This is a genomic window from Marinomonas sp. IMCC 4694, from assembly GCF_008122525.1.
Lineage (GTDB): Bacteria > Pseudomonadota > Gammaproteobacteria > Pseudomonadales > Marinomonadaceae > Marinomonas.
This window is the reverse complement of sequence record NZ_VSRV01000001.1, coordinates 2,780,615-2,796,053: the sequence shown is the minus strand read 5'-3', so window position 1 is coordinate 2,796,053 and position 15,439 is coordinate 2,780,615. Positions and strand designations below refer to the sequence as shown.

Annotated in this window: 14 protein-coding genes; 13 read left to right on the top strand and 1 reads right to left on the bottom strand. The window is 45.6% G+C overall.

From position 1 onward, the window contains the following. The first annotated feature begins 88 nt into the window (after positions 1 to 88). The 10 genes from ffh (at position 89) to FXV75_RS12620 (ending at position 9,392) form a co-directional block, all read left to right on the top strand. Positions 89 to 1,453, top strand: a complete 1,365-nt coding sequence (gene ffh, locus FXV75_RS12665; protein ID WP_148833903.1) for a signal recognition particle protein — start codon at positions 89 to 91, stop codon at positions 1,451 to 1,453. Between the two features lie 192 nt (positions 1,454 to 1,645). Then, a complete protein-coding gene (rpsP, locus tag FXV75_RS12660) occupies positions 1,646 to 1,894 on the top strand; it encodes a 30S ribosomal protein S16 (protein ID WP_148833901.1) in 249 nt (82 codons plus the stop codon). 15 nt (positions 1,895 to 1,909) lie between these two features. Beyond that, positions 1,910 to 2,455: a ribosome maturation factor RimM gene (rimM, locus tag FXV75_RS12655; protein ID WP_148833899.1), complete on the top strand. Its 546-nt coding sequence runs from the start codon at positions 1,910 to 1,912 to the stop codon at positions 2,453 to 2,455. A 22-nt stretch (positions 2,456 to 2,477) separates the two neighbouring features. Then, complete coding sequence (gene trmD / locus FXV75_RS12650) at positions 2,478 to 3,230, top strand: tRNA (guanosine(37)-N1)-methyltransferase TrmD (protein WP_148833897.1); 753 nt, start codon at positions 2,478 to 2,480, stop codon at positions 3,228 to 3,230. A 69-nt stretch (positions 3,231 to 3,299) separates the two neighbouring features. After that, positions 3,300 to 3,662: a 50S ribosomal protein L19 gene (rplS, locus tag FXV75_RS12645; RefSeq protein WP_148833895.1), complete on the top strand. Its 363-nt coding sequence runs from the start codon at positions 3,300 to 3,302 to the stop codon at positions 3,660 to 3,662. A 115-nt stretch (positions 3,663 to 3,777) separates the two neighbouring features. Continuing rightward, positions 3,778 to 4,497, top strand: coding sequence for a thioredoxin fold domain-containing protein (locus tag FXV75_RS12640; RefSeq protein ID WP_148833894.1), 720 nt, complete (start codon positions 3,778 to 3,780; stop codon positions 4,495 to 4,497). Between the two features lie 161 nt (positions 4,498 to 4,658). Next, a complete protein-coding gene (locus FXV75_RS12635; RefSeq protein WP_148833892.1) occupies positions 4,659 to 5,960 on the top strand; it encodes a homoserine dehydrogenase in 1,302 nt (433 codons plus the stop codon). 15 nt (positions 5,961 to 5,975) lie between these two features. Beyond that, positions 5,976 to 7,361 carry a threonine synthase gene (gene thrC / locus FXV75_RS12630; protein WP_148833890.1) on the top strand — a complete coding sequence of 462 codons (1,386 nt, stop codon included), beginning with the start codon at positions 5,976 to 5,978 and terminating at the stop codon, positions 7,359 to 7,361. Between the two features lie 96 nt (positions 7,362 to 7,457). Beyond that, positions 7,458 to 8,177: a 16S rRNA (uracil(1498)-N(3))-methyltransferase gene (locus tag FXV75_RS12625; RefSeq protein ID WP_148833888.1), complete on the top strand. Its 720-nt coding sequence runs from the start codon at positions 7,458 to 7,460 to the stop codon at positions 8,175 to 8,177. 108 nt (positions 8,178 to 8,285) lie between these two features. After that, positions 8,286 to 9,392, top strand: coding sequence for a GGDEF domain-containing protein (locus FXV75_RS12620; protein ID WP_148833886.1), 1,107 nt, complete (start codon positions 8,286 to 8,288; stop codon positions 9,390 to 9,392). Between the two features lie 72 nt (positions 9,393 to 9,464). Here the strand turns inward: FXV75_RS12620 and FXV75_RS12615 are convergent, their stop codons facing one another. Then, entirely contained in the window at positions 9,465 to 11,837 is a 2,373-nt protein-coding gene (locus FXV75_RS12615; RefSeq protein WP_148833884.1) for a methyl-accepting chemotaxis protein, read from the bottom strand. A 198-nt stretch (positions 11,838 to 12,035) separates the two neighbouring features. Here FXV75_RS12615 and recJ point away from each other — a divergent pair, with 198 nt between their 5' ends. The 3 genes from recJ to FXV75_RS12600 all read left to right on the top strand — a co-directional run bounded on the left by recJ (position 12,036) and on the right by FXV75_RS12600 (position 15,433). After that, entirely contained in the window at positions 12,036 to 13,760 is a 1,725-nt protein-coding gene (gene recJ / locus FXV75_RS12610; RefSeq protein ID WP_148835409.1) for a single-stranded-DNA-specific exonuclease RecJ, read from the top strand. A 138-nt stretch (positions 13,761 to 13,898) separates the two neighbouring features. Beyond that, positions 13,899 to 14,741, top strand: coding sequence for a bifunctional methylenetetrahydrofolate dehydrogenase/methenyltetrahydrofolate cyclohydrolase FolD (gene folD, locus FXV75_RS12605; RefSeq protein WP_148833882.1), 843 nt, complete (start codon positions 13,899 to 13,901; stop codon positions 14,739 to 14,741). 101 nt (positions 14,742 to 14,842) lie between these two features. Next, positions 14,843 to 15,433: a UPF0149 family protein gene (locus FXV75_RS12600; protein ID WP_148833880.1), complete on the top strand. Its 591-nt coding sequence runs from the start codon at positions 14,843 to 14,845 to the stop codon at positions 15,431 to 15,433. The last annotated feature ends 6 nt before the right edge of the window (positions 15,434 to 15,439 follow it).

Below are 15,439 nucleotides of genomic sequence, written 5' to 3'. Positions count from 1 at the left end.
CATTTATCCGTTATAATAGAGGCAATTTCACCTTGGATAAACTGAAACCGTAGGTTTTTTCCATTAAGAGCTAAAATTTGAGGGCTATATGTTCGACAATTTATCGAATCGTTTAACTTCTTCGCTTGATCGTATTCGAGGGCGAGCGAAACTTACTGAAGATAATATACAGGAAGTACTGCGCGATGTACGCATGGCGCTGCTTGAGGCCGATGTTGCTTTGCCCGTGGTCAGAGATTTCATTGCTGCGGTTAAAGAACGTGCCATTGGTACTGAGGTATCAAAAAGCTTAAGTCCTGGTCAAGTTTTCCTGAAGATCGTTAAGCAGGAACTTGAAAATGTGATGGGCCAAGCCAACGATGGACTGAACCTTCGTGTTGCTCGTCCGGCGATCATCTTGCTGGCTGGTTTGCAAGGAGCCGGTAAAACCACCTCGGCGGCAAAACTGGCTAAATACCTAAAAGAGCGTGAGAAAAAATCGGTATCGGTTGTGAGTGCCGACGTTTATCGTCCTGCGGCCATTAAGCAGCTTGAGACCCTTGCAGGCGAAGTTGGTGTGGATTTCATTCCGAGTGATTTGTCGCAGAAGCCAATCGATATTGTCAACAATGCCATCGATTATGCGAAAAAAGCCCACAAAGACGTTTTGATTATCGATACTGCAGGTCGCCTCGCTATCGATGACGACATGATGGCTGAAATAAAAGCCTTGCATGCGGCGGTGAATCCAATCGAGACCTTGTTTGTGGTAGACGCCATGACCGGGCAAGATGCAGCAAACACCGCAAAAGCGTTTGGTGATGTGTTGCCTTTGACCGGTGTTATCTTAACGAAAACAGACGGTGATGCCCGTGGCGGTGCGGCTTTGTCGGTTCGTCATATCACCGGTAAGCCAATTAAATTCTTGGGCGTGGGTGAGAAGACCGATGCTTTAGAGCCTTTCCATCCAGATCGTTTGGCGTCGCGCATACTTGGTATGGGTGACATGTTGTCCTTAATTGAGCAAGCCGAACAGCAGATTGATAAAGATAAAGCAGAAAAGCTGGCTGGAAAACTGAAGAAAGGCAAAGGCTTTGATCTAGAGGATTTTAAAGAGCAGCTGCAGCAAATGAAAAACATGGGCGGAATGAGTTCCATGTTAGACAAGCTTCCTGGTATGGGGCAACTGGGCAATATTCAAGACAAAGTAAATGACAAGATGTTTGTTCAAATGGAAGCCTTGATTAATTCTATGACAAGGGCAGAGCGTCGTAATCCCGATGTGATTAATGGATCACGCAAAAAACGTATTTCAGCGGGGGCAGGCTTGCAGATTCAAGATTTGAATCGATTGCTCAAACAGCACAAGCAAATGCAGAAAATGATGAAGAAGATGACCGCCAAAGGTGGCATGCAGAAAATGATGCGTGGGCTGGGTGGAATGATGCCTGGTGGTTTTCCAGGAGGTCGTTAGCCTCATAATTTGAATTAGTATTTCTTTGTTTTTATTGGAGGATTGAAAAAACTTCTAATAAAAGTGAAAGGGCGAGTGATTCGTCCTTTTGTTTTTCTAGTTTATCGACTAGAATATGCCGCCTTCTTGTAGTATGAGTCAAAAATTCGACTCGGCAAGGGGTGTTTCGTTAAGCAATAAGGAACCAATCATATGGTAACTATTCGTCTTTCTCGTGGTGGCTCTAAAAAGCGCCCATTCTATCATTTGAACGTGGCTGATAGCCGTCGTGCACGTGATGGTCGTTATATCGAGCGTTTGGGTTTCTTTAACCCGGTTGCTCGTGGTCAAGAAGAGCGTTTACGTGTGGATTTAGAGCGCGTAAATCATTGGGTTAGCCAAGGCGCTCAACTTTCTGACCGTGCTGCGCAGCTTATAAAAGATGCTAGCAAAAGCGCTTAACACTGAGGTAATGCTATGTCTACATTAAAACAAGCGGCTGCTCCTGAGCAAGCTCTTGTCGTTGGACGCATTACATCCGTGTTCGGTGTTAAAGGGTGGGTAAAGTTATATTCCCATACCGACCCAATGCAAGGAATCTTTGATTACAAGCATTGGTGGTTGAAAACCCCTAGTGGGTGGAAAGCCATTGAGTTAAGCCAAGGTCGTCTGCAAGGGCGTGGTTTGGTCGCGTCAGTTAAGGGTTATAGCGACAGGGATCAAGTAAAAGATATCTGCGGTATGGACGTTTATATTGATGCAGCAGAATTGCCAGAACTGGATGAAGGTGATTATTACTGGAGTCAACTGGAAGGTCTGAGGGTTATTACCAAAGAGGGTATCCTTTTGGGGGCGGTTTCTCAACTGATGGAAACCGGTGCGAATGATGTAGTTGTTGTCCGTGCGTGTGAAGGTAGCTTTGATCGTGAAGAACGATTGATTCCCTATGCTCCAGGTACTTACGTTTTAAACATTGATTTAGAGCGTCAGGAAATGGTCGTTGACTGGGATCCAGAATTTTAAACAGATAAGCTGAGGTCACAACGTGAAGGTTAGCGTTATATCGCTCTTTCCGGAGATGTTTCAGGCCATTACCCAATACGGTGTAACTGGCAGAGCCATCAAGTCTGGGTTGATCGAAGTGGATTTTTTTAATCCTCGCGATTTTACTCACGACAAACATAAAACAGTCGACGATCGACCTTATGGTGGTGGTCCAGGGATGCTCATGAAAGTGCAGCCTCTCAAAGATGCGATAGACAGCGCCAAATTATTGGTGCCGAACGCAAAAGTTATTTATCTGACCCCTCAAGGGCGTACGCTAACGCAAGAAGGTGTGCAGCAACTTGCTAAGCAAGCAGAATTTATTCTGGTAGCAGGTCGCTATGAAGGCGTTGATGAACGTTTGATTCAATCGCAGGTTGATGAAGAATGGTCCATTGGCGACTTTGTCCTAAGCGGTGGCGAGTTGCCGGCTATGGTGCTCATGGATGCTGTATTTCGTATGGTACCAGGAGTGCTGGGAAAGCAAGCATCGGCGGATGAGGATTCATTTTCTGATGGTCTGTTGGACTGCCCGCATTATACTCGCCCCGAAATATTGAATGGTGAACCTGTGCCATCAGTGTTACTTAGTGGCAACCACGAGGAGATCAGGCGCTGGCGTTTGAAGCAAAAGCTCGTAAGAACTTTGCAGCGCCGGCCAGACCTTCTGCAAGACCTTGAGTTGGACAAGGAACAGCAGTCGTTGTTAGAAGAGTTTATTCGCGAAACTGAAGATTCAACCTCGGCAGAGTAGGAATTGCGAGATTATCAGAAAGAAGAACCTTCATGCTGATAATAAACCATATCATTAGGAGTCACATCCATGAGTAATAAAACTAAACTGATTCAGCAAATTGAAGCTGAACAGATGACAAAAGATGTCCCAGCCTTCGGTCCTGGTGACACTGTTGTCGTTCAAGTTAAAGTTAAAGAAGGTTCACGCGAGCGCCTACAAGCCTATGAAGGTATTGTTATTGCTAAGCGTAACCGTGGCCTTAACTCAGCCTTTACCGTTCGTAAAATTTCCAGCGGTATTGGTGTTGAGCGTGCTTTCCAGACGTACAGCCCTTTGGTTGAAAGCATCGAAGTTAAACGCCGCGGTGACGTGCGTCAAGCTAAGATCTACTACCTACGCGAGCGTTCTGGTAAATCTGCACGTATCAAAGAGAAATTGGCAAAACGTTAATTTTTCTTATTTAAAAAAGGCGACGCGAGTCGCCTTTTTTTGTGACATTTTTTAATGGAACTTCCCCCACCTCGTATGGCCTAATGGACACTTATATTTTGTCATTGAGGCTCTCATGAAGAACGTTCTTGGTCTGTTTTCTCGCACTACCATCTTAAATGTGTTGTTGCTTTCCTTTTCAAGCACCTTGTTTGCTGATGAATCCTCTGTTTTATCCGCGGTTCGAGCGGCCTTGCCGCAATTTGAAGTGGACCGAGCTGAATTGCACGAAGGCTCCGGCTTGTACATTGTTGACTTAAAAAATGGTCCTACGCTGCATGTCACTCAAGACGGTAAGTACTTTGTTGCAGGTGATCTATTTCGTATCAACAAAACAAATCTTGAAAATGAAACCGAAAAAGCGAAGTTGTCCAAAGTAGAAGTGTTGCCAGAATCCGATATGATCGTTTACAAAGCCAACAACGAAAAAGCGCATATTACCGTTTTTACCGATGTGGACTGTGGCTATTGTCGAATGCTTCACAAAGAAGTGCCGATACTCAACGAAGCCGGTGTAACGGTGCGCTATTTGGCTTATCCAAGAGCGGGTGTTGGATCAGACGTGTATACGAAAATGGTGAGTGTTTGGTGTTCAGATAATCCTAAAGAATGGTTGTCGAAAGCAAAATTGGGGGCGAGTGTTCCTGAAAATAAATGTGTTAATCCCGTCGCAGATCAATTTAAGTTAGGCAATGAAGTGGGGGTAAGAGGTACGCCGAGCATAGTATTAGAGAACGGGGTTTTTTTACCGGGTTATTTGCCAGCGGCTGAGCTAATAAAACGACTTGGATTGTAGTCTTATTGCAAAATATTTCACCAAACATGCTGCTTCTTCAGCCTTTTCTACGTTGGGTTTGAGCCGTACTGGCGCTATAATGAGCGAATCTATCATTCAGTAAAATGCCTAGTAAGGCGCTGAATGACTTAAATGTTAAATCATCTCTGTGGGGTATTGTTTTGAAACCGGTAAAAGTCGGAATTTGTGGACTTGGTACAGTGGGGTCCGGCAGTTTTAATATTCTTCGCGACAACGCTGAAGAGATTACACGACGCGTAGGTCGCCGTATTGCGATTGAGCAAGTGGGCGCTCGTCGTGATAATGATGCATGTGATACCACCGGTATAAATGTAACTCGTGATATTTTCGATGTGGTGAATAACCCAGAGATTGATATTGTTCTTGAGCTCATTGGTGGCACTACGGTGGCGAAAGCGTTGGTACTGACTGCTATAGAGAATGGCAAGCACGTGGTCACCGCCAATAAAGCTCTGATTGCTGAGCATGGCAATGAAATTTTTGCTAAGGCTCAAGAAAAAGGCGTGATTGTTGCGTTTGAAGCCGCGGTAGCTGGCGGTATCCCTATTATCAAACAAATCCGTGAAGGCTTGTCTGCGAATCGTATTGAATGGTTAGCTGGTATTATAAATGGCACCGGTAATTTTATTCTGACCGAAATGAGCCAAAAAGGTCGCAATTTTGAAGATGTGCTCGCGGAAGCTCAAGCATTAGGGTATGCCGAAGCTGATCCGACTTTTGATATTGAAGGCATAGATGCTGCACATAAATTGACTATTTTGGCATCGATTGCGTTTGGTATTCCGTTGCAGTTTGAGAAAACCTACACAGAAGGAATCAGCCGAATCACCGCTGAAGATGTGGCGTTTGCCGATGATCTTGGTTATGCCATTAAGCATTTAGGTATTGCGCGTCGCTCTAAAGCGGGCATTGAGCTGCGTGTGCATCCGACGTTGATTTCACATAAGCAATTATTGGCCAATGTTAACGGTGTGATGAACGCCATCATGGTGCAAGGCGATGTGGTCGGGCCAACGTTAACTTATGGTGCTGGTGCCGGTGCGTTACCCACTGGTTCATCTGTGATTGCTGACGTGATAGACGTAGCGCGCACACTAACCGCAGATCCGACCAATCGTGTGCCACATTTGGCGTTCCAAGCTGACGCATTGTCTGGCGTGGATATTTTGCCAGTGGAAGAGATTGAGTGTGGTTTTTTTCTGAACATGACGATCAAAGACCGCGCCGGTGTATTGGCGAACATCACGCAAATTTTATCGAACAACGACATCAGCATTGAGTCTTTGATTCAGCGTGAACGTGAGGGTAGCGAGTTGGTGCCTTTGGTTGTGATGACTCATGATGTGAAAGAGCGCAATATGAACGCGGCCATTGCGGCGATTGAAGCCTTGCCGGATGTGGCAGGAACGGTACAGCGCATTCGTGTTGAAAACTTGGCGTAAGAGAGACACTATTTTATGAAATACATTTCTACCCGTGGCAAAGCCCCTGTTCTGTCGTTTGGTGACGTGTTATTGGCAGGTTTAGCGAACGATGGCGGCTTATATGTGCCAGAAACCTTGCCTCAATACAGCAAAGAAGAAATCGCCTCTTGGGCAAGTTTGTCTTATCAAGAGTTGGCCTTTAAAGTGATGTGGCCTTTTGTTGAAGGCGATATTCCTGCGGATGCGTTTAAAAACATGATTGATGAGGCTTATGCCAGCTTCAATCACGAATCCATCGCGCCTATGGTTCAGGTTGGTAACAACGAATGGATACTAGAGTTATTCCGTGGTCCAACCTTGGCGTTTAAAGATTTTGCCTTACAGTTGCTTGGTCGTTTGATGGATTATGTTCTGTCTGAGCGTAAAGAAAAGCTAGTCATCCTTGGTGCCACATCAGGTGACACTGGTTCTGCGGCGATTGAAGGTTGCCGTCATTCAGAGCATTTGAATATTTTCATCTTGCATCCATACCAGCGCGTATCGGAAGTACAACGTCGTCAAATGACCACGGTTATTGATGACAATGTGTTTAACATCGCGGTAAAAGGTAACTTTGATGATTGTCAAGGCATGGTGAAATCTAGCTTTGCAGATCAGTCTTTCTTGAAAGGTGCTAAGTTAGGTGCGGTTAACTCGATTAACTGGGCCCGTATCATGGCTCAGATCGTTTACTATTTTTCTTCTGCTTTGTCGGTTGGCGCGCCACACCGTAAGGTGTCATTCTCTGTACCAACAGGTAACTTCGGCGATATTTTTGCTGGTTACTTGGCGAAGAAAATGGGACTGCCAATTGATCAGCTTGTGGTTGCGACGAACCAGAACGATATTTTGCATCGCGTGATCGCTGAAAATGACATGAGTCGCCAGTCTTTGAATGTCACCTTGTCGCCCAGTATGGACATCATGGTGTCAAGCAACTTCGAGCGTCTGTTGTTCGATGCTCATGGTCGCGATGGCGTGGTGATTGATGATTTGATGGCGCGTTTTAATAAAGGCGATGTCTCTTTGAGCGATCAAGCATGGTCTTTTGTAAAAGAAAATTTTGACAGTTACAAAGTAGACGATCAGAAAACCTGTGACGTGATTGCCGATGTGTTTGCTAAAACACAATACTTGCTTGATCCACATACGGCGATCGGGCTTGAAGCAGCTCGTCATTGTTGGAAAGATCAGACCGTGCCTATGATTACCTTGGCCACCGCGCATCCGGTAAAATTCCCAGAGGCGGTTGAAAAGGCGGGCTGTGATACTCCTGCTTTACCTGAGCACATGAAAGACCTTTTTGAGCGTGAAGAATCTTATACAGTGTTAGATAACCGCTTGGGCGATGTTCAGGCGTTTGTGGCGAAAAACATTTAGTCTTTAGCTGAATTCCCTCGCAGAAACCGTGTATAACGGCCAATCTATGATTGGCCGTTTCTTTTTATTCCAACCCCTAACGCAGCTGTTTTTTCTATGAATAGTATCTTACTCGACCCTCGTAATATTTTAGTCACTGGCCAGTTTGTGTTAAGTGTTCGCCAACAAGCTCATATTACAAAAGTGATTAAAGCGGAGCCGGGTGCGGTATTGAAGGTAGGCGTGTTGAATGGCCGTATGGGTGAAGGGGTTTATGAGCCGCCTAGAGACGACAAGCCAGGTTATATGCACTCGTTAAACCTCTTTTCTTCTGCTCCGTCGCCCTTGCCGATGGTGTTGGTTATGGCGCTGCCGCGTCCTAATATGCTCAAGCGCACTTTGCACAATATTACGGCGATGGGGGTGAAGGACGTGTATTTAATTCACTCGGCCAAAGTAGAAAAGAGTTACTGGCAAAGCCCTGTTTTGCAGATGGAATCCATTGAGCAATGTTTGTTTGAGGGGTTGGAGCAAGCCAAAGACACGGTGATGCCTAAATGGTCATTGATTCCCCGTTTTCGTCCGTTTGTTGAGGACCAATTACCAAGCATATTGGAAGGTAAAGTTGGGTTGTTAGCCCACCCTTATCAAGCGACGCGCTGTCCGGTTGATATTCAGCAGCCGTCGGTATTGGCGCTAGGTCCAGAAGGGGGGTGGAATGAATTTGAGGTAGATAAGTGGCTCGAAGCCGGTATGCAAGCGGTGCATCTTGGTGATCGTATTTTAAAAGTAGAAACCGTAGTCCCTGTGTTGTTATCGCGCTTGTACCCTATCTGATAAACGAAAAATAGAGTATCTCGGCATAACAGAACTGAGTATGATTATAAAATGATCTGATTGTTAGAGTATTCGGTTTTATGAAATTTTATCGTTTGGAGCAGGTACATGGACATAAAATCTAGCGGTGCTGCGCCCCAAACCGGGAAAGATCGCGCGTCACGGTTTTCTTGGCTTACTTGTTTTTTTGTTGGCACCTCCGTCTCGGTTTTTTCTGATGATATTCGTCGAGTCTTAATCATCAATCTTTTCACCAGTGTTGGTGTCCTGTTTGCTTTTCCTCTTGGGCTTATGTCTCTTTTTGGTGATAAGCCTCTGTTGGGTGTTGTCTTGCTGTCCATTGCTTTGTTGTATGCGGCTAATCACGCGTACTTGAGACGTACCCATAATCATGCAGTTTCAGGAAAATTTGTTATTTACCCTTTGTATATCCTAATGGTGTATTTAGTTTATTCGGGTGGGGTTAATGGAACGGGCCATGTTTGGGTATATTGTGTGCCCGCGGTGGCGTTGTTTCTGAATGGTTTTAAGCGAGGGTTGATTGAAATGTGTTTTTTCACCTTCGCTTTGGCTTTTGTGATGTTTTTTATGGACAGTCATTTCGATGAGTTTGGTTATCATGAATCCTTAAAATCGAGAATTCTTTTTTCTTTTGTGGTGGTGATCTTTCTTTCTGGTATTTACGAATACTCGACATCCCGATTTAACCTTGAACTCAAAGAGACGTCAGATAAGTTAAAAATTCTTGCTTACACTGATGCGTTAACAGGGTTGCTAAACCGACGAGGCATGTTAGAGCGATTGGCCTCAGTATCCAAACAGAAATACCACCTTTTGTTAGCCGATGTAGATTATTTCAAGCGAGTAAATGATCAGTATGGGCACGATGCGGGAGATTATGTATTAACTCAGCTTGGTCATATTATTCAAACGTCGCTGTCTGATAAAGATTTATCTTCTCGGTGGGGTGGCGAAGAGTTTTTAATCGCTGTTTTTGATTGTAATGACGCCCAAGCTTTTGAACGTGCTGAATTCATTCGTCAAAGCATAGAAGCGTATTCGTTTGACTATGCACAACAGGTATTTAAGGTCACATTGAGCGTAGGTCTGGCTCAAGTAAATCAACAAACCAGCTTGCGAGAGGCCATCACATTAGCGGATACACGTTTATATCATGCTAAAAGTACGGGGCGTAATCAAAGCAAAGCGTGTTAGTGTTGTCTTCTTATAACCTGAAGTGATCACTGTAGTACCTCGCTGTTTCTAAGAAGTACTACAGAGCGGTGATTATTCAGACTCGTTTCTTATCTTATATCTTCTATTTAATGACCAACTGTTATCAGTGACTTGGAAGCGGTTGATGTGGGCGATCACATTGTCTGACAACTTAACAACGTCCTTGCCAACCAAAGTTGAGCGTTCAGATTGCTCGTTGATTCGAACAAAGCTGTTTCTCATTTCATCATAATGAGCTGTGACTTCTAGGAAGTTATGTTGTTGACTCGTTATCGCGTTGGCAATGTGTGTTACTTTATCTGAGATCGTGTCCATTGCATCTTGCACGTAGGACAGGGATTGGGTGGCGTCTTTAACATGAGAAGAGGATTGTTCTGCATTGGTTTTGCTGTTTTCCATTCGCTTGACAACTTCAAGTGTGCCGTTTTGGATTGCGCCGACCATGCTGGCGACTTCATCCGTGGATTGGCGTGTTTTAGAGGCCAGCGAGCGGACTTCATCCGCAACAACGGCAAAGCCTCGGCCAGCTTCACCGGCACGGGCTGCCTCGATGGCTGCGTTTAATGCCAACAAATTAGTCTGTTCTGCAATGCTGTTGATAACATCGATAATGCCGGCAATGCGATCCGTGTCACCTTTCAGTTTAGACAGTGCCTCTACGGTTTGAGTAATGTCGATCGAAAGCTCTTCCATCGTGGTGGCCACTTGGTTAACCACTTGACTGCTTGAATTCACAATCGTGTTGCCTTGTTTTGATGCCTTATTGATTTGCTCAAGCTCCTGTTCCACCTTTTTAGTGGCGTCATTGGTTTCAGATAAGCAGTCGTTGACCTTGGCGGCTTGTGTTTTTTGTTGCTCGGTGGCCAGGGAGAGCTTCGAGTTCACATCGGCCATATCTTCGGAAATAGGCTTTAGCCGCACGACAGAAGAAAGAACAGAAGAAAAGGTTTTATCAATATGATTAATGAAAAGATTAATTCCTTTAGCGAGTTCTGTCAGTTCATCGTTACTGGTTGTTGGAAGTCGCTGCGTAAGGTCTCCTTCCCCTTCTGCAATGCTGCGCATCAAATTCACCATGTTGTCGATGGGGCGAACAATGATGTTAGCCAGCAACAAACCGAGCAGTGCGCCAACAATGATGGCAATGACCGAAATGATGACCAAGGTTGTATAAATAGCATTTTTTAAGTTCGCGATAGGTTCAAAAGCTTCAGCTTGGTGGCTTTCGCTGAGAATAAACCACTGTACATCTTGTATTTTAAGGGGTTTGTAAGCGGTTAGCGCAGGCGTATTTAAGTAGTTGTCCTCAATGAGGAAGCCTTCTTTTCCAGTAATTGCGTTGTTTACGGCTTGGCTTTCCACTTTGATAAGGCCAATCGTGGTGTCGCGCTTAGCAACTTCGTCGAGGGCGACGCTTGATAGGCCTAAATTTTTTGCTTGAGAAAGAAAAGCCCCTTTATCTTCTAACAGCAGACGCTCATTGCTGCGCATGATTTTGTCTTTACCGACGAGGTAGGTTTGCCCTGTTCTGCCCAGTCCATTTTTTTCCCATGTTTTATTATGTGCCATGACGCTGTCTATGCGATCAATAGGCATTTGAAAAATGAGTACGGCGATCATTTTGTTACCATCGTAAATTGGGGATGATATAAAAGACGCCGCTGCGTTATAAGACGGGCCATAAGGAGCAAAATCGGTTAAGTAAGTGGCTGACGGGGTTTTACCATTAACGGCTTTTTTGAAGGCGCTTGCGATGTCTGTGTTTTTATAGGGACCGGTCAGTAAAGAGGTGCCAAAATCCAATTCTTTAAAAACACTGTAGACAATTTGGCCTGTTTTTGCATCGGCTATAAAAACATCATAAAAGCCAAACTCTTGCTGAAACTGATGGAACATGGGGTGAAATACTTTGTGTACGTCATCGTAAGCGGTTCCATCATGACTAGAAGTGAGCGCATCTTTTTGTCCCAATGGAGAAGGGTTGTTAGCGATGTAGGTGGTTTGAATGGCTTTTGCAGTGGGGCTTAGTTGGGCCAGTAAGTCGTCAGAATGGCTTGATTGGCCCGCGTTTAAGTTTTTATAATTCTGGTCATACTGGTTTTTATAATAATGTGTGAGTTTGCTGGTCTCAATACCTGTACTGGGGTAATTACTGAAGGCCTTAGAAAAAGCGTTTGCCGCGGCGATGGTGCTGTTGTTGCTGGATAAACTAGTGGCTTGCTTTTCAATAAAAGAGAAATAGCTTTCAATCGACTGAGCGGTCAGGTCTCTTGATAAGATTAATTGTTTTTGCGTGCTTTCTAACAGGGTAGTTGTGCCTTTATCGACGGCATTTTGGCTTATAATAAGCCCTGCAATAATAGTGGGAATGACAGCAACTAAGGTGCCCATCAAAATTAATCTTGTTTTAATAGAAAATGCCATTTTTCATCCTAAATGAGTTGGTTGTTGGTAAAAGCGCTAAGCTGTCACGGTGGTTGAGTATTAGCAAAGGCAATGCCAATGTTGCCAAATACTCTGTCACCAACAGGCGCTATTGTCGTGGGCAATTGTGTAATATTGATGGCGTCGTACGTTATTATTTATTTTTTCTGTGAGTTTTTTCTTTCTTTGAGTATCAGTATGCGTATAAAGCGTCGCCCAATACAAGCCATGGATAAAGATTTGCCGACGGACATGTCTTTTAGTCTACGGCGCATTTTTCTTGCTCGGGGTGTATCGAGCCACCAAGAGCTTGATTATCGGCTGCCGCACTTATTGCGCCCAGAATCTATGTTTGATTTAACGGTGGCGGCGACCATTTTGGCTGACGCTATTGAAGCTGGGCATAAAATTCTTATTGTAGGGGATTTTGATGCGGATGGTGCCACCAGCACCAGTTTGGGTATCTTGGCATTAGAGGCCATGGGGGCAATGGCACCAGAGTATCTTGTGCCCAATCGTTTTGAATTTGGCTATGGCTTGACGCCAGAGATCGTCGAGGTAGCACAAAAAAGTGCGCCTGATGTGCTGGTGACGGTCGATAATGGTATTGCCAGCATCGACGGTGTCGCGGCGGCCAAGGCTTATGGCATGAAAGTGGTGGTCACCGACCATCATTTACCAGGTGATACGCTACCAATGGCGGACGCGATCGTGAACCCAAATCACCCCCGTTGTGGTTTTCCGAGTAAAAACTTAGCGGGTGTTGGGGTGATTTTTTATGTGATGTCGGCCTTACGAGCCGAGCTAAAAGCGCGTAACTGGTTTGTTGAGCAACACATTCCCGAGCCGAAAATGGCCGATTATTTAGATCTTGTGGCCTTGGGTACGGTGGCCGATGTGGTGGCATTAGACGCCAATAATCGCATTTTAATACAGCAAGGGTTAAAGCGCATTCAAGCGGGTTTAGCGCGTCCAGGTATTTTGGCGTTGTTGGAAGTGGGGCGTCGTGATTATACTCAGTTAAAAGCCTCTGACTTAGGTTTTGTAGTGGGTCCAAGGCTCAACGCCGCGGGGCGATTAGATGATATGTCGGTTGGGATCGAATGTTTGTTGGCGGTACATCCTCACCAAGCGCGTGAGTATGCACAGCAACTGGATCAGTTTAATCGCGAGCGTAAAGTGATTGAGTCGGACATGAAAGAGCAGGCCGAATTGGCGCTGCTCACCTTACTGGACGAAGAGCAAGAGATGCCAAACGGCATGTGTTTTTACGATGCTGACTGGCATCAAGGCGTGATCGGTATTCTTGCGTCGCGGATGAAAGAAAAATGCCACCGTCCTGTGATTGCGTTTGCCCGAGTGGGGGAAAACGAATTAAAAGGTTCGGCGCGTTCCATTCCTGGGGTGCACATTCGCGATGCACTGGATTTATTAGCCAAACGTTATCCGCTCTTATTAAGCAAGTTTGGCGGTCACGCGATGGCCGCGGGCATGTCGATCAAAGAGACTCATTACGAGGCATTTCGTTTGGCGTTTGACGCGATTATTACCGAGTGGGTAACGCCGGAGCAGCTCGAGGCGACCTTGTTCACTGATGGTCCATTGGCACCGGAAGATTTTAGTTTGAGCTTCGCTGAGCAGGTGCGTTTGTCTGGACCGTGGGGGCAGCTGTTCCCTGAGCCTTGTTTTGATGGTGTGTTTGATATTTTGCAACAGCGGATAGTGGGGGAAAAGCACCTCAAGCTCATGGTGCGTGAACCGAGTAGTGGCTTGCTGTTAGACGCGATCTGTTTTTTTGTCGATGTAAATAAATGGCCGAATCACAATGCCAGTCAAGCACGTTTGGTGTATAAATTGGATGTGAATGAGTTTCGCGGTCAGCGTAATTTGCAGCTGATGGTCGACTATTTAGATGCGGTTTGATCCGTTTTACTTAGACACCGTTGGCGTTTTTGCTGGTGATATTGACGATTATCCCGTGCTGTCGTACGTATCTCAGTAAAACTTGAGGTATAATGCGCCTCCCTCTTTACAGCACTCTCTTTTTATTGGAGCTCATTCATGACTGCATTGGTTCTCGATGGCAAACTTTGCGCCAAAGACACAGACATTCGCTTAGAAGTCCAAGTTGCCGAGCTAAAAAAACGTACCGGCCACACGCCTATTTTAGCGACTATTTTAGTCGGTGCTGACCCTGCTTCTGCCACTTACGTAAAAATGAAAGGCAATGCTTGTCGTCGTGTCGGTATGGATTCTCTGGCGATTGAATTGTCAGAAACCACAACGACAGACCAACTATTGGCTAAAATTCATGAATTGAACGCTAACCCTGATGTACACGGAATCTTATTGCAACATCCTGTGCCAGCGCACATTGATGAACGCTTGTGTTTCGACGCCATTGCCGCTCATAAAGATGTAGACGGCGTGACTTGTCATGGCTTTGGGCGTATGGCCATGCAAGAGCCAGCCTATGGCGCAGCGACACCTGCGGGCATTATGCGCTTGCTTGACGCTTATGACGTGGCCCTTGAAGGCAAGCATGTGGTGGTGGTGGGGCGCAGCCCTATCTTGGGTAAACCGATGGCGATGATGATGCTGAATGCCAATGCGACCGTGACAATTTGCCACTCTCGTACTCAAAATTTGTCCACATTTGTGAAGCAGGCTGACGTAATTGTTGGCGCGGTTGGTAAACCCGAGTTCATTAAAGCGGAATGGATCAAAGACGGAGCCGTTGTGGTCGATGCGGGCTACCACCCTGGTGGTGTTGGCGATATTGAGCTAACGCCCTTAGTCGATCGTGTCGCTGCGTATACTCCTGTGCCAGGTGGCGTGGGCCCGATGACCATTAATACTTTGATTCTACAAACCGTTGAGTCCGGCTTAAAACAGCTTGGCTAATTGAGCGGCTGCGCCAATGACAGCGTTTTAGTCAATGGTGTGAAACGCTCTTGTTTGAGTGCAACCTTTTAATTGACTTGAGAAAAACAGGTAGACATTTTATGTCCACAGAAATGCTAAAAGATGCGTTGGACTTTGACCTCCTTGCGGATGTCTTTGTGACCGAATCTATTGTAGCGTCTCCTTCAGAGTTACATGGCCAATTATGCGGTTATTTAGCGTCTGGCGTGACCTTATTATTGGAAGACTGGCTCACTATGGTGGCAGAGTTTTGCGATATTGAAGAGTGGAAAGATGACGCCAGCCGTTCGGCGATGGTGGCGCTTTACACGTCGACGTTAACCTTATTGCAAAATGGCGAGTTTGCTTTAGTGCCCAGTATTTGTGATGAAGATGCCGCCTTATCGGAACGTGGTACAACTCTGTCCCAGTGGGCGCATGGTTTTTTAGCGGGTTATGGTTTGTCAGGGCAGAAAAACGCCTTATCAGATGAAACTAAGCAAATTTTGCGTGATGTCGCGAACATTTCGGCGATGCAAGCAGACATGCAAGCATTGGAAGACAGTAACGACAACGAAGCCGACCTCACTGAGTTAGTGGAATATGTGCGTTTATCGGCGATGATGATGTACACAGAATACCATGAGATAAACCCTGATGTGGATCACACACAAAAAACAACTTTTCACTGAGTAGTT